The organism is Micromonospora sp. NPDC047762, assembly GCF_043204655.1.
Lineage (GTDB): Bacteria > Actinomycetota > Actinomycetes > Mycobacteriales > Micromonosporaceae > Micromonospora.
This window is the reverse complement of record NZ_JBIDCQ010000010.1, coordinates 166,836-183,709: the sequence shown is the minus strand read 5'-3', so window position 1 is coordinate 183,709 and position 16,874 is coordinate 166,836. Positions and strand designations below refer to the sequence as shown.

General features: G+C 74.5%; 17 protein-coding genes. 10 read left to right on the top strand and 7 right to left on the bottom strand.

Annotation, left to right across the window (positions count from 1 at the left end; translation table 11 throughout):
- Positions 1–34: 34 nt before the first annotated feature.
- From cobO to cobA, 10 genes are read left to right on the top strand one after another with little or no spacing between them, the layout of a single operon-like run.
- Positions 35–646, top strand: coding sequence for a cob(I)yrinic acid a,c-diamide adenosyltransferase (gene cobO, locus ACGF3C_RS27785; RefSeq protein WP_393226546.1), 612 nt, complete (start codon positions 35–37; stop codon positions 644–646).
- Positions 640–1,995: a cobyrinate a,c-diamide synthase gene (locus tag ACGF3C_RS27780; RefSeq protein WP_393226544.1), complete on the top strand. Its 1,356-nt coding sequence runs from the start codon at positions 640–642 to the stop codon at positions 1,993–1,995. Before cobO ends, ACGF3C_RS27780 begins: the two co-directional genes overlap by 7 nt.
- The gene (gene cobI / locus ACGF3C_RS27775) at positions 1,992–2,765 is read left to right on the top strand and encodes a precorrin-2 C(20)-methyltransferase (protein ID WP_357229627.1); all 774 of its coding nucleotides are present in this window, start codon (positions 1,992–1,994) and stop codon (positions 2,763–2,765) included. Before ACGF3C_RS27780 ends, cobI begins: the two co-directional genes overlap by 4 nt.
- On the top strand, positions 2,762–3,586 hold the full coding sequence (cobM, locus tag ACGF3C_RS27770) for a precorrin-4 C(11)-methyltransferase (RefSeq protein ID WP_393226542.1): 825 nt from the start codon (positions 2,762–2,764) through the stop codon (positions 3,584–3,586). The genes cobI and cobM overlap by 4 nt, the downstream gene beginning before the upstream one ends.
- The gene (locus ACGF3C_RS27765; RefSeq protein WP_357229631.1) at positions 3,583–4,734 is read left to right on the top strand and encodes a cobalt-precorrin-5B (C(1))-methyltransferase; all 1,152 of its coding nucleotides are present in this window, start codon (positions 3,583–3,585) and stop codon (positions 4,732–4,734) included. Before cobM ends, ACGF3C_RS27765 begins: the two co-directional genes overlap by 4 nt.
- Positions 4,731–6,083 (top strand): precorrin-6y C5,15-methyltransferase (decarboxylating) subunit CbiE, encoded by a 1,353-nt coding sequence (gene cbiE, locus ACGF3C_RS27760; protein ID WP_393226540.1) that lies wholly within the window; start codon positions 4,731–4,733, stop codon positions 6,081–6,083. Before ACGF3C_RS27765 ends, cbiE begins: the two co-directional genes overlap by 4 nt.
- The gene (gene cobJ, locus ACGF3C_RS27755; protein WP_393226538.1) at positions 6,080–7,807 is read left to right on the top strand and encodes a precorrin-3B C(17)-methyltransferase; all 1,728 of its coding nucleotides are present in this window, start codon (positions 6,080–6,082) and stop codon (positions 7,805–7,807) included. Before cbiE ends, cobJ begins: the two co-directional genes overlap by 4 nt.
- On the top strand, positions 7,795–7,992 hold the full coding sequence (locus ACGF3C_RS27750) for a 4Fe-4S binding protein (RefSeq protein WP_357235471.1): 198 nt from the start codon (positions 7,795–7,797) through the stop codon (positions 7,990–7,992). The genes cobJ and ACGF3C_RS27750 overlap by 13 nt, the downstream gene beginning before the upstream one ends.
- Entirely contained in the window at positions 7,989–8,585 is a 597-nt protein-coding gene (locus tag ACGF3C_RS27745) for a precorrin-8X methylmutase (RefSeq protein WP_393226536.1), read from the top strand. The genes ACGF3C_RS27750 and ACGF3C_RS27745 overlap by 4 nt, the downstream gene beginning before the upstream one ends.
- Positions 8,582–10,252, top strand: coding sequence for a uroporphyrinogen-III C-methyltransferase (gene cobA, locus ACGF3C_RS27740; RefSeq protein ID WP_393226535.1), 1,671 nt, complete (start codon positions 8,582–8,584; stop codon positions 10,250–10,252). Before ACGF3C_RS27745 ends, cobA begins: the two co-directional genes overlap by 4 nt.
- A gap of 3 nt (positions 10,253–10,255) precedes the next feature.
- On the opposite strand, the gene ACGF3C_RS27735 is transcribed toward cobA, so the two are convergent.
- The 7 genes from ACGF3C_RS27735 to ACGF3C_RS27705 all read right to left on the bottom strand — a co-directional run bounded on the left by ACGF3C_RS27735 (position 10,256) and on the right by ACGF3C_RS27705 (position 16,784).
- Entirely contained in the window at positions 10,256–12,409 is a 2,154-nt protein-coding gene (locus tag ACGF3C_RS27735; protein ID WP_393226533.1) for an FtsX-like permease family protein, read from the bottom strand.
- A complete protein-coding gene (locus tag ACGF3C_RS27730; RefSeq protein ID WP_357232664.1) occupies positions 12,406–13,086 on the bottom strand; it encodes an ABC transporter ATP-binding protein in 681 nt (226 codons plus the stop codon). Before ACGF3C_RS27730 ends, ACGF3C_RS27735 begins: the two co-directional genes overlap by 4 nt.
- Positions 13,083–13,607 carry a PadR family transcriptional regulator gene (locus ACGF3C_RS27725; RefSeq protein ID WP_091398392.1) on the bottom strand — a complete coding sequence of 175 codons (525 nt, stop codon included), beginning with the start codon at positions 13,605–13,607 and terminating at the stop codon, positions 13,083–13,085. The genes ACGF3C_RS27730 and ACGF3C_RS27725 overlap by 4 nt, the downstream gene beginning before the upstream one ends.
- Before the next feature lie 115 nt (positions 13,608–13,722).
- Entirely contained in the window at positions 13,723–14,085 is a 363-nt protein-coding gene (gene crcB, locus ACGF3C_RS27720; protein ID WP_393226530.1) for a fluoride efflux transporter CrcB, read from the bottom strand.
- A complete protein-coding gene (locus ACGF3C_RS27715) occupies positions 14,082–14,555 on the bottom strand; it encodes a CrcB family protein (protein ID WP_357232668.1) in 474 nt (157 codons plus the stop codon). The genes crcB and ACGF3C_RS27715 overlap by 4 nt, the downstream gene beginning before the upstream one ends.
- Before the next feature lie 108 nt (positions 14,556–14,663).
- Positions 14,664–15,422: a class I SAM-dependent methyltransferase gene (locus ACGF3C_RS27710; protein WP_393226528.1), complete on the bottom strand. Its 759-nt coding sequence runs from the start codon at positions 15,420–15,422 to the stop codon at positions 14,664–14,666.
- A gap of 141 nt (positions 15,423–15,563) precedes the next feature.
- Positions 15,564–16,784: an MFS transporter gene (locus ACGF3C_RS27705; RefSeq protein ID WP_393226526.1), complete on the bottom strand. Its 1,221-nt coding sequence runs from the start codon at positions 16,782–16,784 to the stop codon at positions 15,564–15,566.
- Positions 16,785–16,874: the final 90 nt, after the last annotated feature.

Here is a 16,874-nt window from a genome sequence, read left to right as displayed (position 1 = left end):
GCACGGGAGTGGCCGCGGGACGGGGGACGGTCTGATGCCGCAGGGACAGCCGAGTTCGGTGCCGCAGGACGGGTTGACGACCCGGCAGCGGCGGCACCGGCCACTGCTGATCGTCCACACCGGGCAGATGAAGGGGAAGTCGACGGCGGCCTTCGGGCTGGCGTTGCGGGCCTGGACGGCCGGTCTTCCGGTCGGGGTGTTCCAGTTCGTCAAGAGCGCCAAGTGGCGGGTGGGGGAGGAGAACGCCTTCCGGGCGCTCGGCGAGGTGCACGAGCGCATCGGTCAGGGCGCGCCGGTGGCCTGGCACAAGATGGGCGAGGGCTGGTCCTGGATCCAGCGCGGCGGCGACGCCGACCACGCCGCCGACGCCCTGGAGGGCTGGCGGCAGATCCAGCGTGACCTGGCCGCCGAGCGCTACGGGCTGTACGTGTTGGACGAGTTCACCTACCCGATGAAGTGGGGCTGGGTGGACGTCGACGAGGTGGTCGCCACCCTGGCCGACCGGCCCGGCTTCCAACACGTCGTGATCACCGGCCGGGACGCCGACCCGCGCCTGGTCGCCGCCGCCGACCTGGTCGCCGAGCTGACCAAGGTCAAGCACCCGATGGACGCCGGCCAGAAGGGCCAGAAGGGCATCGAGTGGTGAGCGCGCACTGGGCGCTGCCCCGGGTGGTGGTCGCCGCCCCGGCCAGCGGCCACGGGAAGACCACTGTGGCCACCGGACTGCTCGCCGCGCTGCGCCGGCGAGGCCTGACGGTCAGCCCGCACAAGGTCGGCCCCGACTACATCGACCCCGGCTACCACGCTCTCGCCGCCGGGCGGGCAGGGCGCAACCTCGACCCGTTCCTGGTCGGAGCCGACCGGATCGCCGCCCTGCTGCGACACGGCGCGAGCGTCCCCACGCCCGCCGACATCGCCGTGGTCGAGGGCGTCATGGGCCTGCACGACGGCGCGGTGGGCCGCCGCGACTTCGCCTCCACCGCGCACGTCGCCCGGCTGATCGAGGCACCCGTGCTGCTGGTGCTGGACACCACCGCGCAGGGCCGGTCGGCCGCCGCGCTCACCCTCGGCATGGCCGCGTTCGACCCGGCGGTACGGATCGGCGGGGTGATCCTCAACCGGGTCGGCTCACCCCGGCACGAGACGCTGCTGCGCGACGCCCTCGCCGAGGTGGGCGTACCGGTGCTCGGGGCGGTGACCCGCGCCGCCGAGGTGGCCGCGCCGGCCCGGCACCTCGGGTTGGTGCCGGTCGCCGAGCGGGCACCCGAATCCGTCGCGATCGTCACGGCGCTCGCCGAGCTGGTCGAGGCCACTGTTGACCTCGACGCCGTGCTCGACCTGGCCCGGACCGCCCCGCCGCTGACCACCCCGGCGTGGGACCCGGTCGCCGCCGTCGGCGGGCCGGCCGGCCTCGACCGGCCACGGGTCGCGCTCGCCGGTGGCCCGGCCTTCACCTTCTCGTACGCGGAGACCGCCGAACTGCTCACCGCTGCCGGCGCGGACGTCGTCACCGTCGACCCGCTGCGTGACCCGGCCCTGCCCACCGGCACCCGGGCGGTGGTGATCGGCGGGGGCTTCCCCGAGGCGTACGCGCAGGCGCTCGCCGACAACACCGCGCTCCGCGCCGAGCTGGCCGACTTCGACGGGCCGATCGTGGCCGAGTGCGCCGGGCTGCTCTACCTCGGGCGGTCCCTGGACGGCGTACCGATGTGCGGTCGACTGGACCTGACCGCCCGGATGACCGACCGGCTCACCCTCGGCTACCGGGAGGCCCTCGCCGTCACCGACTCCCCGGTGGCGCGCGCCGGCGAGCCGGTACGCGGCCACGAGTTCCACCGCACCACCACCGACCCGGGGTACGGCGACGCGCCGGCGTGGCGGTGGAGCGACACCCCGCACGGCTTCGTCGCCGGCCGGGTGCACGCCTCCTACCTGCACACCCACTGGGCCGGTCACCCGGACGCGGCCCGCCGACTGGTCGAGGCGGCCCGATGAGCGCCACGCTCACCGGGGTCGGCGTCGGCCCGGGCGACCCGGAACTGCTCACCGTCAAGGCGGTGCGGCTGCTGCGCGAGGCCGACCTGGTCTTCGTACCCGTGATGGCGGACCGGGTCACGCCCACCGCGACCGCAAACGCGACGCCGCCGGGTGCGGACGCCGGGCGGGCCGAGGCGACAGTGCGGGAGCACGTCGCGACCGACCGGCTGCGCCGGCTGCCGTTCGCGCTCGACGACCGGGGTGGGATCACCCCGCGCAGGGCGGCGGCCTGGGACGACGCCGCCCGGGTGGTGGTCGAGGCGATCGACGCGGGCGCGCGGTCGCTGGCGTTCGCCACCATCGGCGACCCCAACGTCTACTCCACCTTCGGTTACCTGGCCCAGAGTGTCCGCGCGCTGCGCCCGGCGGTACGGGTGGCGACAGTGCCCGGCGTCACCGCCATGCAGGAGCTGGCGGCGCGCAGCGGCACCCCGCTGTGTGAGGGACGCGAACCGCTCACCCTGCTGCCGGCCACCGCGGGCCTGGCGCTCTTCGCCGACGCCCTCGCCGGGCCGGGCACCGTGGTGGTCTACAAGGGCTGGCGGCGGCACCCGGAACTGCTCGCCGAGCTGCGCCGGCAGGGTCGCCTCGCCGACGCCGTGCTCGGACGCGGCCTGGGGCTCCCCGGCGAACGCGTCGGGCCGGTCGACGACACCGAACACGACCTGCCGTACCTGTCGACGCTGCTGGTTCCGGCCCGCCGCGAGCACCGAGGAGGAAAGCTGTGACCAGCGACGGCACCGTGTGGTTCGTCGGAGCCGGCCCGGGGGCGGCGGACCTGCTGACCCTGCGGGCCGCCCGGGTGATCTCCGAGGCGGACATCGTGATCTGGGCGGCCAGCCTGGTGCACGCCGGCGTGCTCGACCACGCCCGCCCCGACGCGGAGATCGTCGACTCGTCGCAGCTCCCCATCGAGGGTGTGCTGCCGCTCTACCAGCGCGCCGCCGAGCAGGGGCTGACAGTGGCCCGGATCCACTCCGGCGACCCGGCGCTGTGGGGCGCGGTGCAGGAGCAACTGGACCTGTGCCGGGCGCTCGGCCTGGCCGTCGAGATCGTGCCCGGGGTGTCGTCGTTCACCGCCGTCGCGGCGATCATCGGGCGGGAGCTGACAGTGCCCGAGGTGGCCCAGTCGGTCATCCTCACCCGCCTCGAAGGCGGCAAGACCCCGATGCCGCCCGGTGAGCGGGTCCGGGACTTCGCCCGGCACGGCACCACGATGGCGCTGTTCCTCTCCGCCGCCCGCTCCGGGCAGGTGCAGGCCGAGCTGCTGGCCGGCGGCTACCCCGACGACACGCCTGCCGTGGTGGCGTACCAGGCGACCTGGCCCGACGAACTGGTGGTGCGCTGCACCGTCGGCACCCTGGAGGCGACGGTCAAGCAGCACAAGCTGTGGAAGCACACCCTCTTCCTGGTCGGCCCGGCCCTCGCCGCCGAGGGCACCCGTTCGCACCTCTACCACCCCGGGCACTTCCACACCTTCCGCCGGGCCGAGCCGGCCGCCCGCGCCGAGCTGCGCCGCGCCCGCGCCGGAGAAACAGAAACCCCATGACGTACGCCGAGCCGCCGCTGCGCGAGCCGGACCTGCCGCGTACCGCGAAGGTCCGGCCCACCGCGCTGCGCACCGGCTGGACCACCGGCGCGTGCGCTACGGCGGCGGCGAAGGCCGCGGTCACCGCGCTGGTCACCGGCAGCAGCCAGCAGGAGGTGGAGATCGGGCTGCCGGCCGGACGCCGGGTGCGTTTCCCGGTCGAGCGCTGCGAGGTGACCGGCACCCCACCGGTCCGGGCCGAGGCGGTGGTGGTCAAGGACGCCGGGGACGACCCGGACGTCACCCACGGCGCCGAGCTGACCGCCACAGTGAACTGGACCGACGTGCCCGGCCTGCGGCTGGCCGGCGGTGCCGGTGTCGGCACTGTCACCAAACCCGGCCTCGGGCTCGCGGTCGGCGGCCCGGCGATCAACGACACCCCCCGCCAGATGATCGGCGACGCCGTGGCCGAGGTGGTCGACCTCAGCGAAGTCGGAGTCCGGGTGGTGATCAGCGTGCCCCGCGGCGAGATCATGGCCCGCAAGACCACCAACCGTCGCCTCGGCATCCTCGGTGGCATCTCGATCCTCGGCACCACCGGGATCGTCCGCCCCTTCTCCACCGCGTCGTGGCGGGCCAGCGTCGTGCAGGCCGTGCACGTGATGGCCGCCCAGGGCGAGCCGACAGTGGTGCTCTGCACCGGCGGGCGTACCGAGCGGGCCGCCCGTACGCTCCTGCCCGACCTGCCCGAGGTCTGTTTCGTCGAGGTCGGCGACTTCACCGGGGCCGCGGTGACCGCCGCAGTGGGTGACGCCATGACCGGCGTGGTCTTCGTCGGCATGGCCGGCAAGCTCGCCAAACTGGCGGCCGGCATCCTGATGACCCACTACACCCGCTCGAAGGTGGACCTCTCCCTGCTCGGCGCGGTGACCGCCGAGGCCGGCGGCGACCCGTCGCTCGTCGCCGCCGTGACCGAGGCGAACACCGGGCGACACGCGTACGAGCTGTGGGAGGCCGCCGGGCTGCTCGCCCCAGCCGGCGACCTGCTCTGCCAGCGGGTCCAGGCGGTGTTGCGGCGATTCGCCGGGCCCACGGTCACCGTGGACGTGGCGATGGTCGACTTCGCCGGGGCGCACGTCGTGGCCTCGTCCGGCCGGTGGCCCCGATGACGCGGACGGCCTCGGCGACCCCACCGGCCCCGGTGACCGCCGTGTCAGTGGTCGGCCTGGACGCGGCGGGCGCACCCCCGCACCCCGCGCTCGCACCGGTGCTGGCCACCGCCGGGCTGGTGGTCGGGGCCGCCCGGCACCTGGCCGCGGTGCCCGTACCGGCCGGCGCGGACACCATCGCCCTCGGGCCGCTCGCCCCCGCCCTGCGCCGCCTCGCCGAGGCCGTCGACGCCGGGGTGCCGGCCGTGGTGCTGGCCAGCGGCGATCCCGGCCTGTTCGGCATCGTCCGGCGGCTGCGCGCGGCCGGGCTGCCGCTGCGGGTGGTGCCGGCAGTGTCCAGTGTGGCCGCCGCGTTCGCCCGCGCCGGGCTGCCCTGGGACGGCGCCGCCGTGGTCACCGCGCACGGCCGCGATCCGCGCCCGGCGTTGAACGCCTGCCGGGCGCTGCCACTGGTCGCGGTGCTCACCGCGCCCGGCGCCGGCGCGGCCGAGCTGGGCGCCGGCCTGATCGGCTGGTCCCGCCGCCTGTTGGTCGCCGAGCACCTGGGCACCGCCGCCGAACGGATCCGCGCGGTGACCCCCGAGCAGGCCGTCGCCGGTACCTGGGCCGACCCGCACGTCCTGCTCAGCCTCGCCGACCCGGTACCGGCCAGGTCCGCGCCCGCCGACGCCGCGCCCGCCGACGCCGCGCCCGCCGGGTCCACGTCACCCCCCGCCGGGCCCGCCTGGTCCGCGGACGCCCCGCCTGACCGAGGTACGGCCGGTATGCGCGCCGACAACCAGCCCGCCGCCGCGCCGGCCGGTGGTTGGGCGCTGCCGGAGGACCGGTACGCCCACCGCGACTCCATGATCACAAAGTCGGAGGTGCGCGCCCTCGTCGTCGCCCGGCTGCGCCCCCGACTGGGCCGGCTGATCTGGGACATCGGGGCGGGCAGCGGCTCGGTCGGCATCGAGTGCGCGTTGCTCGGCGCGGCAGTGCTCGCCGTCGAACAGGACGCCGACGCCGGTGCCACCATCCGGGCCAACGCCGCGGCGCACGCCGCGCACGTCCGACTGATCAGCGGACGTGCCCCGGCGGCGCTGGCCGGCCTCCCCGAGCCCGACGCGGTCTTCGTCGGCGGCGGCGGTGTCGACGTCCTCACCGCCGTGGTGGCCCGCCAGCCCGAGCGGGTGGTGCTCACCCTGGCCGCACTGGACCGGGTCGCACCGTCCGTGGGTCTGCTGCGCGCCGCCGGCTACACGGTCGAGGGCAGCCAGCTCTCCGCCGCCCGCCTCGCCGACCTGCCCGGCGGGTCGATCCGCCTCGCGGCCACCAACCCGGTGGTCGTCCTCACCGGGGAGCGCCAGTGACCGAACAGAACCCGCCCGCCCGGATCGGCCTGGTGGCGGCCACCGCAGCCGGCCGCCGGCACGCCGACACCCTGACCGCCGCCTGGCCGCACGCCCGGCTGGTCGAGGGGGAGACCGTCGCCGACGCGCTGCGGACCGCCTGGGCCGGGTGCGACGCGGTCATCGCGTTCCTGGCCACCGGGGCGGTGGTACGGATCGTCGCGCCGCTGCTCGACGACAAGCGCACCGACCCGGCGGTGGTGGTCGTCGACGAGGCCGCCCGGCACGCGGTGGCGCTGCTCGGTGGGCACGCCGGCGGGGCCAACGCCCTCGCCGAGCGGGTCGCCGCCCTGCTGGACGCCCGACCGGTGATCACCACCGCCACCGACGCGGTCGACCTGCCGGGGCTGGACACCCTCGGCTGGCCCGTGCAGGGCGCTGTCGCCGCGGTGTCCCGGGCCATCCTGGACGGCGAGCCGGTCCGGCTGATCGCCGACGCCGACTGGCCGCTGCCCGCCCTGCCCGCGAACGTGCGCGCGGCTGACGAGGACCCGACGGACGACGGGTACCGGCTGCTGGTCACCGACCGGGTCGTGTCACCCGACGAGCGGACCGCCGTGCTGCGGCCGCCGTCGCTGGTCGCCGGCGTGGGCGCGAGTCGGGGCGTACCCGCCGCCGAGGTGGCGGAGCTGCTGCACCGGGTGCTGGCCGAGGCCGGCCTGGACCCGGCGAGCCTGCGCTGCCTGGCCACCGCCGACATCAAGGCCGACGAGGCGGGCATCCGCAGCACCGTCGACGCGCTCGGCGTACCCCTGGTGACCTGGCCGGCGACGCGGCTGGCGGCTGTCGACGTGCCGCACCCCAGCGAGGTGGTCCGGGCCGCGGTCGGCACGCCGAGCGTGGCGGAGGCCGCGGCCCTGCTCGGCCCGGACGGCCGGGCCGGCGACGCGACGCTGCTGGTGGGGAAGACCGCGACGGCGATGGCCACCGTCGCGGTGGCCCGGCACGCGCCACGCGGCCGGCTGGCCGTCGTCGGCCTCGGGCCGGGCGCCGCCGACCTGCGCACGCCCCGCGCGGTCGCCGAGCTCCGTCGCGCCGCCGTGGTGGTCGGCCTCGACCAGTACCTGGAGCAGGTCCGCGACGTGCTCCGCCCCGGCACCCGGGTGCTCTCCAGTGGGCTGGGCGCGGAGGAGGTGCGGGCGCGCGCCGCCGTCACCGAGGCCGCCGCCGGCCGGGCGGTCGCGCTGATCGGCTCCGGCGACGCCGGGGTGTACGCGATGGCCAGCCCCGCCCTGGAGTACGCCGACGAGCGGATCGAGGTGGTGGGCGTCCCCGGGGTCACCGCCGCCCTCGCTGCCGGGGCGCTGCTCGGCGCGCCCCTCGGCCACGACCACGCCTACGTGAGCCTGTCCGATCTGCACACCCCGTGGGACGTCATCGAGCGGCGGGTCACCGCCGCCGCCGAGGGTGATTTCGTGACGCTCTTCTACAACCCGCGCAGCCGGGCCCGCGACTGGCAACTCGGCAAGGCGCTCGGCATCCTCGCCGCGCACCGGTCACCGGACACCCCGGTGGGTGTGGTGCGCAACGCCAGCCGCCCCGGCGAACGGGTGCACCTCGCCACAGTGGCCACACTCGACCCGGCGATCGTCGACATGTACAGCGTCGTGGTCGTGGGCAGCAGCGACACGCGGCTGGTCGCCGGCCGGATGGTCACACCCCGGGGGTACCGGTGGCGTTCGTGACGATCGACGCCTGCCAGGGCTGCGGCGCGTGCCTGCTCACCTGCCCCACCCACGCGATCCGACCGGTTGCCGGTGGCCTCACGGTCCGCGACGACCGGTGCACCGGCTGCCTGGAGTGCCTGGAGATCTGCCCGGTCGACGCGATCCGCGTCGTCGAGCCCGACCCCTGTGAAGGAGCCCGATGAGCCGGGTCGTGCACCCCATCGAGGCCGAGTCGTACCGCATCCTGCGCGAGCGCGTCGACCTGTCGCACCTGCCGCCGCTGACCCGCGCGGTGACCGAGCGGGTGGTGCACGCCAGCGCCGACCTCGCGTACGTCGACGAACTGGTCTGCGACGAGGCCGCCCTGGAAGCGGGGCTGACGGCGCTGCGCGCCGGGGCGCCCGTGGTCACCGACGTGGCGATGGTCGCCGCCGGCATCACCCGGGCCGGCCTGGAACTGGTCTGCCCGGTCGCCGAGCCGGCCGCCGCCGCGCTGGGCCGCTCGGCCGGGATCACCCGCTCGGCGGCGGCCGTCCGGATCGCCCTGGAGCGGGTCGGGCCCGCAGCGGTCTGGGTGGTCGGCTGCGCACCCACCGCACTTGTCGAACTGCTCACGGTGGACGCCGCACCGGCGCTCGTGGTGGGCCTGCCGGTCGGCTTCGTGGGTGCTGCCGAATCGAAGGCGGCGCTGCGGGCCAGCGGCCTGCCCGCCGTGTCCAACGTGGGGGAGAAGGGTGGCTCGGCGGTCGCCGCCGCCGCCCTCAACGCCCTGCTCTACGTCGAGGAGAAGTCATGACCGGGTTGGTCATCGTCGGGCACGGTACGCGCAGCGCGGCCGGGGTCGACCAGTTCGCCGCTCTCGTCGAGCGGGTCCGCGCTCGCGGTGACATCGGCGACGTCGAGGGTGGCTTCATCGAGCTGTCCCGTCCACCGCTGACCGACGCGGTCGGCGCGCTCGTCGCCCGGGAGCACCGGGCGCTGGTGGCGCTCCCGCTGGTGCTCACCGGCGCCGGTCACGGCAAGGGCGACATCCCCGCCGCGATGGCCCGGGAGCAGCAGCGCCATCCCGGGTTGACCTACCGCTACGGTCGCCCGCTCGGCCCCCACCCGCTGCTGCACGAAGCCCTCGAACAGCGCATCGACGCCGCCCTGTCCGGCGCCGACCGGGCCGACACGGAGCCGGCTGGTGCCGACCGGGCCGACACGTGGGTGGCGTTGATCGGGCGGGGATCCACCGACCCGGACGCCAACGCCGAGGTCGCCAAGGTCGCCCGGCTGCTCTGGGAGGGACGCGGCTACGCGGGCGTGGAGCCAGGGTTCATCTCCCTGGCGCAGCCGTCGGTGCCGGCCGTGCTGGAGCGCCTGCGCCGCCTCGGCGCGCGGCGGATCGTGGTGGCACCGTACTTCCTGTTCGCCGGGGTGCTGCCGGACCGGATCGTCGCCCAGTCGGCGGAGTTCGCCGCCGCCCACCCCGACCTGGACGTCCGCGTCGCCGAGGTGATCGGCGACTGTGACGCCCTCGCCGACCTCGTCCTGGAGCGGTACGCCGAGGCGCTGGGCGGGGACATCCGAATGAACTGCGACACCTGCGCGTACCGGGTGTTGATGCCCGGCTTCGCGGACAAGGTGGGCCGCCCGCAACGCCCGCACGACCACCCCGACGACCCGGTCGGTCACCACCATCACCAGCACGGGCACGACCACCACGACCACCACGACCACGGGCACGGCTCGGTCGCCGTGGTCGGCGGCGGGCCGGGGCCCGACGACCTGATCACGGTACGCGCGAAGGCGCTGCTCGACGCCGCTGACGTCGTCGTGGTCGACCGGCTCGCCCCGCAGGGGCTGCTCGCCGGGCTGCGCCCCGACGTGCTGGTGGTCGACGCCGCGAAGGTGCCCCGTGGCCCGTCGATGGCCCAGGAGGCGATCAACGAGGCACTGGTGTCGCACGCCCGCGCCGGCCGGCGGGTGGTCCGGCTCAAGGGCGGTGACCCCTACGTCTTCGGGCGCGGCCACGAGGAGGTGCAGGCCTGCGTGGCGGCCGGTGTGCCGGTGACTGTGGTGCCCGGGGTGAGCAGCGCGCTCGCCGCACCGGCCCTCGCCGGTGTGCCGGTCACTCACCGGGGGGTGGCGCACGACGTCACAGTCGTGTCCGGGCATCTGCCGCCCGGGCACCCCGACTCGCTCGTCGACTGGGCGGCACTGGCCCGGGCCCGGGGCACCGTCGTGCTGCTGATGGCCGTCGACACCATCGCCAAGATCGCCGCCGTGCTGATCGAGCACGGCCGGGCCCCGGAGACCCCGGTGCTCGCCGTGCAGGACGCCGGGCTGCCCGACCAGCGATCGGTGCCCGCCCGGCTGGACGAGATCGGCGCTGTCGCCGCCCGGGAGGGCGTCGGCCCACCCGCCGTCTTCGTCCTCGGCCCGGTGGTGGCTCTCACCACCACCGGGCCGACGGGGTGAGCACTACTCGCTGCGGGCGGTCTCCGGTCCGGTGATGCGTTCCAGCAGCGGCAGGGTGGACGCGATGACGCCGAGGCAGGCTGCCAACCCGACCACGACGATCACGTAGAAGCCCGGCCGAGGCGCGACGAGGGTGTAGCCCATCTGCGCCCGGAGGAACAGGTGGGCGGCGAGGAGGCCCATGCCGATGGCGACGGCGGCGACGGCGAGCATCGGCACGGCGCTCTCCAACGCCACCACCCGACGCAGTATCCGCACCGGAGCGCCGCTGAGGCGCAGCAGGCTGAACGGCCGTCGGCGTTCGGTGAGACCACCGATGACGCTGACCGCGAGGCTGCACCCACCGAGCGCGAGGCTGGCGATGATGATGACGTTGGCCAGTTGCTCCCAGCCGCGCAGCGTGTTCGCGAAGTCCGACTCGAAGTCACCGGGCACGTTCGGCCCCACCCAGAAGGTCGGGAAGGCGACCTCCAGCACGGTACGGGTGCGCTCGACGGCGGCGGCGGAGCCGTCCGTGCCGACGACCATCGCCCCGACCGGCAGCCGTTGGAGTTCGTCGAGGGTGAGCGACGCGGCCGGCCAGACCGTCGCGGACGACGCCGACTCCCGCCAGCGGCTGAGGCCCATCGGCACCTCGATGACGGCCGCGCCGTCGGCGCACCGACCGTACTCGCTCGGGAGGTCGGTGCAGGCGATCACCCCGACCTCGCCCGAGTCGGTCACCACCGGGTTCTCGCGGATGGCGGTCGCGGAGCGCACCCCGGTGATCGCCCGCAGCTCGGCGACGAGCGTGCCGGGCACCGACGCTGTCTCCTCGTCGAAGACGGTGGTCACCGTGCCCGCGTCGGTCGAGCCGGTGGGTGCCGGGCCGCGGTTGGCGACGATCGTGGTGATCACGCCGACGGACACGCTCGTGACGAAGAGCGCGAGCATGATGCCGCTGATCGCCCGGAAGCCGGCCTTCGGATTGTCGGCGAGGCGTCGCGCGGAGATGAGCGTGGCCGGGCGGTTGGCGTACCGGGCCATCACCCGGGCGCCGACCATCGTCAACCACGGGCCGGCGAAGACCAGGCCGGCCATGATGAGCAGCAGCCCGGGCAGGAACACCGCCGCCTGACCGTCGGACGTCTCGGGCCGGAAGCCGAGCGCGAACACCAGCACTGCGACGCCGAGCACCATCGGGATCAGCCGGTAGGCCCGCGGCGCGCGGGGGGTGACCCGACGGGTGACGCCCAGCGGCGAGATCCGGACCCGACGCAGCGAGACCTGGGCGGCCAGCGCCGCGCCGGCCGGGACGCCGAGCGCCACGAGCAGGGTGTCCAGCACGCCCAGCGACATGTCGCTGGGGAAGAACGGCATGCCGGTGAACGGGATGCCCGCGAGCGGGCCGCGGAAGGCGTAGAACAGTGCGAAGCCGACGGCGGTGCCGGCGACGGCGGCGGCGGCCGCCTCCGCGGCGGCGACGATCGCGATCTGCCGGGGTGTCGCGCCGACCAGGCGCATCGCGGCGAAGCGCTGCTCCCGGCGGGCGGCGCTGAGCCGGGTCGCGGTGCCGATGAAGATCAGCACCGGGAACAGCAACCCGCCGGCGATCACGCCCAGGATGAGGTTCACAGTGGTCTCGGGGAGGGCGGGGGTCTCGCCGACGCTGGTGATCTGCTGCGCGTTGGGCAGTTCGGCGACCTGGTCGGGGGTGCCGCCGGCGATGACGAGCAGGGTGTCCGGCGAGGTCAGCGCGGCCGGGCCGACGGTGCCGAGGTCGCGCCCCGGGTAGCGGTCGCCCAACTGGTCGGCCGGGTGGGCGGCCAGAAGTTCGCGGAACGCGGGCGAGGCGTAGTACTCGCCGGGGCCCGGGGTGCTCGGGATACCGACCGGGGTGGGCGCTGTCGAGCCGGTCGCGGCGACGTCGATCCGAATGATCTGCTCACCGTGGAAGTAGTCCTGCCGGTTCGACCACCACAGCGGGTCGGCGTCGCCGGCCGAGGCGCTGGGATACATCGACGCGTACCGGGTGAGCTGGGAGTTGACCGCGTTGACCCCGGCGAGGGTGGTCAGCAGCAGCCCGCTGCCGACCGCGACGGCGGCGGCGATGACGGCCAGGCGGGTGAGCGCCTCACGGCCGCCGGCCACGGCGAGGCGGAGCCCGAAGCGGATCACGAGGCGATCCGGTCCGGCGCGTTCACGCGCCCGTCGCGGACCATGACCTCGCGGTCGGCGTACGCCGCGATCCTCGGCTCGTGGGTGACCAGGATGACAGTGGTGCCCTGCTCACGAGCGGCACCGACCAGCAGGTCCATCACCTGCTCGCCGGTGAGCGAGTCGAGCGCGCCGGTCGGCTCGTCGGCGAAGAGCACCTGCGGCTCGGCGACCAGACCGCGAGCCAGGGCGACCCGTTGTGCCTGCCCGCCGGAGAGCTCACCCGAGCGCCGCTGCTCCAGGCCGCCCAGCCCGAGGCGCGCGAACCAGGCTTCCGCCCTGGGTAGCGCCTGCTTGCGGTGTACGCCGCTGAGCAGCAGCGGCAGCGCGACGTTCTCCACAGCTGTCAGCTCGGGGACGAGTTGACCGAACTGGAACACGAAACCGAACCGGTCCCGGCGCAGGCTGCTGCGTTCGGTCTCGGCCATGGCGTGCACCCGGGCCCCGTCGAAGAGGATCTCGCCGGAGCCGGGCACCAGGATGCCGGCCAGGCAGTGCAACAGGGTGGACTTGCCCGAGCCGCTGGGGCCCATGACGGCGAGGATCTCGCCCGCCTCCACGGCGACGCTGGCGCCACGCAGGGCCGGCGTCTGACCGAAGGAAAACTCGACGTCGCGCGCTTCGATCACGACGCTCACGGCCGCACCTCTTTCCGTAGGGCGTCCAGGCGGGCGCCGGTCATCTCGATCCATCGGAGGTCCGCCTCCAGGTGGTAGAGGCCGTGGTCGGCGAGCAGCGCGTCGACCAGGCTGCCGGCGCGCTTGATCTCGGTCAGCTCACGCATCCGGTGCAGGTGCGCGCTGCGCTGGGTGTCGAGGTATTCGGCGGCCGGCCGGTCGAGCATCAGCGCGAGCACGACCTTGGCGAAGAGCACCGTCTGCAGGTGCGGTTCCGGGTCGACCGGTTGGGTCAGCCACTGCTCGACCTCGGTCGCGCCGACGTCGGTGATGATGTAGCGCTTGCGGTCGGGGCCGGAGCCCGGGGCGACGTCGCTGATCACCACCTTGCCGTCGCGGGCCAGTCGGCTGAGGGTGGAGTAGACCTGGCCGAACGGCAGTGGCTTGCCCCGGCCGAAGAAGGCGTCGTAGTCGCGCTTCAGGTCGTAACCGTGGCTGGGCTCGCGTTCGAGGAGGCCGAGAAGGGTCAGTGGCACGCTCATGCCAGCAGACTACACCGAGGGTATACCTCGCGTATATACCCTCGGTGTGTTGTGGAGCGCCCCTGGTCCAGGCGTTGGTGGAGATCGAATCGGGCGCGGCGCGGCCGGTGCGCGGTCAGCCGGTCAGGGTGCGGGCCAGGGCGTAGCCGGTGGTGGCCGCGGCGAGCCCGGCGGCCACGCTGCCAAGCACGTTGGCCAGCGCGAGGAGCCGGTGACCATCAGTGGTCAGCCGCAGCGTCTCGTAGCTGAAGGTGGAGTAGGTGGTCAGCGCGCCGCAGAACCCGGTGCCGAGCAACGCGCTCACCGCCGGGCCGGCCGGCCATCCGACCAGGACGCCCAGTAGCAGCGACCCGGCCACGTTGACGAGCAGCGTTCCCCAGGGGAACGCCGAGCCGTGCCGGGACTGCACGGCCCGGTCGGTGAGGTAACGCAGCGGCGCGCCGACCGCCGCGCCCAGTGCGATGAGCAGGACGGTCATCGGGTCACCCGACGCAGCAGCCCGGCGGTGACGGCGTCGCCCAGGGCGACCGCCACGAGCGCACCGAGCACCGTCGCGGCGAGGTACGTCAGCGCCGTGCCCGGTGCGCCCACGACGATCGCCTGCTGCACGTCGACCGCGTAGGTGGAGAAGGTGGTGAACCCGCCGAGCACCCCGACTCCGAGGAACGGGCGAGCCAGCGGGGGTCCACCGTCGAGGTGCCCGAGCACCGCCATCAGGACGCCGATCAGCAGACACCCGGCCGTGTTGACGGTGAACGTGGCCCACGGGAAGCCGGTAGGTGGGTGCGGAACGGCGTGTTGCAGGCCGGCCCGGGCCAGCGCGCCGAGCGCCCCGCCGACCGCGATGGCGGCGAGAATCGTCGCGGGGTGCGCGGTCAACTCGCGGCGGTCGCCGGGGACGCGCAGGTCGACGTCGGGGTCGGTACGCGGCTCGAACGGCTCTGGCACGGCTCCTGAGCGTAGTGCCGGCGACGGCGGCGTCCGCGCACCGCCGCGACAGGGCGTCAGCGCACCGCCCGGCGACAGGGCGTCAGCGCACGGCCGGCGACGGCCGGGTCAGCGCACCGCCGCGACGGCGGCGTCCGAGCCGCCTCGCCAGACCGTGCCCACCTCGCTGAATCCGGCCGCGGTGAGCGCGGCCAGGTGCCACGAGACCGGTGGATTCCATTCTGGGCTGTGCCCGGTCGGGTAGATGGCGTGTCGCTGGGCGACCAGCGGGGCGAGCGACGGGTCTGCGCCGGCCCGCTGCCACCAGTCCGACCAGGACAGCACCGAGCCGGCGGCGTACCGGGCGTTGCGCCGGTCCCGGGCCCGGTCCATCAGCCGCTTGGTCAGCTCCGGCACCGAGTCGTCGGGCATGTGATCGGCGTTGACGAAGACGCCGCCCGGCCGCAGCACGTCGCGCAGCTCGGCGTAGAGCTGCCCGAGCCGGTCGGCCGGCAGCCAGTGCAGGGCGGTGGCGGTGAGCACGGCGTCGTACTCCTGGTGCGGCAGCGTGGAGCGCCACTCGGGGGTGCCGAGGTCGGCCGTGACGGTGGTGGCCCGGTCGGCCAGCGAGGCGTCGGCGATGGCGAGCAGCGCCGGGTCGAGGTCGACCAGTGTGGTCTCGGCGGCGGGGAAGCGAGCGAGGGTCCGCAGCGAGATGGTGCCGGTGCCGCCGGCCAGGTCGAGCACACGCGGCGGTCGGTCGTCGAGGACCGCGTCGACGGTGTCGAGCATGGCGGTGAACCGGTGCTCACGGTCCGGCATGAACGCTTCCTGCTGGCGGTCCCAGCTTTCCTGCCAGGCCCAGGGATCCGCAATGTAAGGACTCATAGCGATCAGGCTAGTTACGCCCGCGACGCGTTGTCCAGACCTTGTTGCACATCTTTTGCAATTGCGAGAAAATGGCAGCGCGATGATCGAAGCGACGCCGGGCCGGGCGGATGCCCGCCCCGGCGTCGTCATCGAGGAGGGTCAGACGGCGGTCCCCGCCAGCTCCGCCTCGGCTCCCGCCGGCTCGTCGCGGCGGGCCAGCCGCAGCGCGCCGAGGAGTACGCCCAGACCGATGAGGGTGAGTGCGGCGCCGGCCCAGATCGGCGAGGTGTAGCCGAGTCCGGCGGCGATGGTCACCCCGCCGATCCACGCGCCCAACGCGTTGCCGAGGTTGAACGCGGCGATGTTCGCCCCGGACGCCAGGGTCGGCGCCTGGTGGGCGTACCGCATGATCCGCATTTGCAGCGGCGGCACCGTGGCGAAGCCGAACCCGCCCATCAGCACCAGCGCGACGATGGTCAGCACCGGATTCGTGGCGGTCAGCGCGAAGCCGACGAGCACCACGGTGAGCACCGCCAGGACGGTGACCAGCGTGCGCGACAGGGACCTGTCCGCCGCCCGGCCGCCGAGCAGGTTGCCCGCGAAGAGCCCCACGCCGAAGAGGACGAGCAGCCACGGCACGGTGCTGGAGGCGAAGCCGCTGACCTCGGTCAGCGTGTAGGCGATGTAGGTGAACGCGCCGAACATCCCACCGAAGCCCAGGACGGTGATCACCAGGGAGAGCCAGACCTGCGGGTGGGTGAAGGCGCGCAACTCGCCGCGCAGCCCACCGGCCGGGCGGTCGGCGTTGGTGGTGTCGCCCACCGGGATCAGCAGGGCCAGCCCGATCAGTGCGACCACCCCGATGGCGGTGATCGCCCAGAACGTCGACCGCCAGCCGAAGTGCTGCCCGAGGAAGGTGCCGAACGGCACGCCGAGCACGTTGGCGATGGTCAGGCCGGCGAACATCATGGCGATGGCACCCGCCCGTCGGGCCGGTGCGACCAGACCGGCGGCGACCACGGCGCCGATGCCGAAGAACGCGCCGTGGCAGAGCGCGGCGACGATCCGGCCGGCCATCATCACGGCGTAGTCGCCGGCGACGGCGGACAGCAGGTTGCCGATGATGAAGAGCACCATCAGGCCGAGCAGCACGGGTTTGCGCGGCAGGCGGGTGACCGCCGCGGTGAGGGCGACCCCGCCGACGGCCACGCTGAGCGCGTAGCCGGAGATCAACCAGCCGGCCACCGGCTCGGTGACCGCGAAGTCGGCGGCCACCTCGGGCAACAGCCCCATGATCACGAACTCGGTGAGACCGATGCCGAAGGCACCGATGGCCAGCGCGATCAGGCCGGGCGGCAGGGACTTCTGGGGTACGGACATGGTCTTCCCATCGAGTGGAGGCAGATAGGCGGCGCGTGCAACTACACGCGCCAACAACGAAATACTTGCACGCGCTTTATATCGGCGCAA

Excerpts from the sequence above, each read along its gene's own strand:
- ACGF3C_RS27725 (WP_091398392.1), bottom strand. The coding sequence starts at position 13,607 with ATGAGCGTGCCACTGACCCTTCTCGGCCTCCTCGAACGCGAGCCCAGC.
- cobI (WP_357229627.1), top strand. The coding sequence starts at position 1,992 with ATGAGCGCCACGCTCACCGGGGTCGGCGTCGGCCCGGGCGACCCGGAA.
- ACGF3C_RS27705 (WP_393226526.1), bottom strand. The coding sequence starts at position 16,784 with ATGTCCGTACCCCAGAAGTCCCTGCCGCCCGGCCTGATCGCGCTGGCC.
- ACGF3C_RS27745 (WP_393226536.1), top strand. The coding sequence starts at position 7,989 with ATGAGCCGGGTCGTGCACCCCATCGAGGCCGAGTCGTACCGCATCCTG.
- ACGF3C_RS27765 (WP_357229631.1), top strand. The coding sequence starts at position 3,583 with ATGACGTACGCCGAGCCGCCGCTGCGCGAGCCGGACCTGCCGCGTACC.
- cobO (WP_393226546.1), top strand. The coding sequence starts at position 35 with ATGCCGCAGGGACAGCCGAGTTCGGTGCCGCAGGACGGGTTGACGACC.
- crcB (WP_393226530.1), bottom strand. The coding sequence starts at position 14,085 with ATGACCGTCCTGCTCATCGCACTGGGCGCGGCGGTCGGCGCGCCGCTG.
- cobA (WP_393226535.1), top strand. The coding sequence starts at position 8,582 with ATGACCGGGTTGGTCATCGTCGGGCACGGTACGCGCAGCGCGGCCGGG.
- cbiE (WP_393226540.1), top strand. The coding sequence starts at position 4,731 with ATGACGCGGACGGCCTCGGCGACCCCACCGGCCCCGGTGACCGCCGTG.
- ACGF3C_RS27710 (WP_393226528.1), bottom strand. The coding sequence starts at position 15,422 with ATGAGTCCTTACATTGCGGATCCCTGGGCCTGGCAGGAAAGCTGGGAC.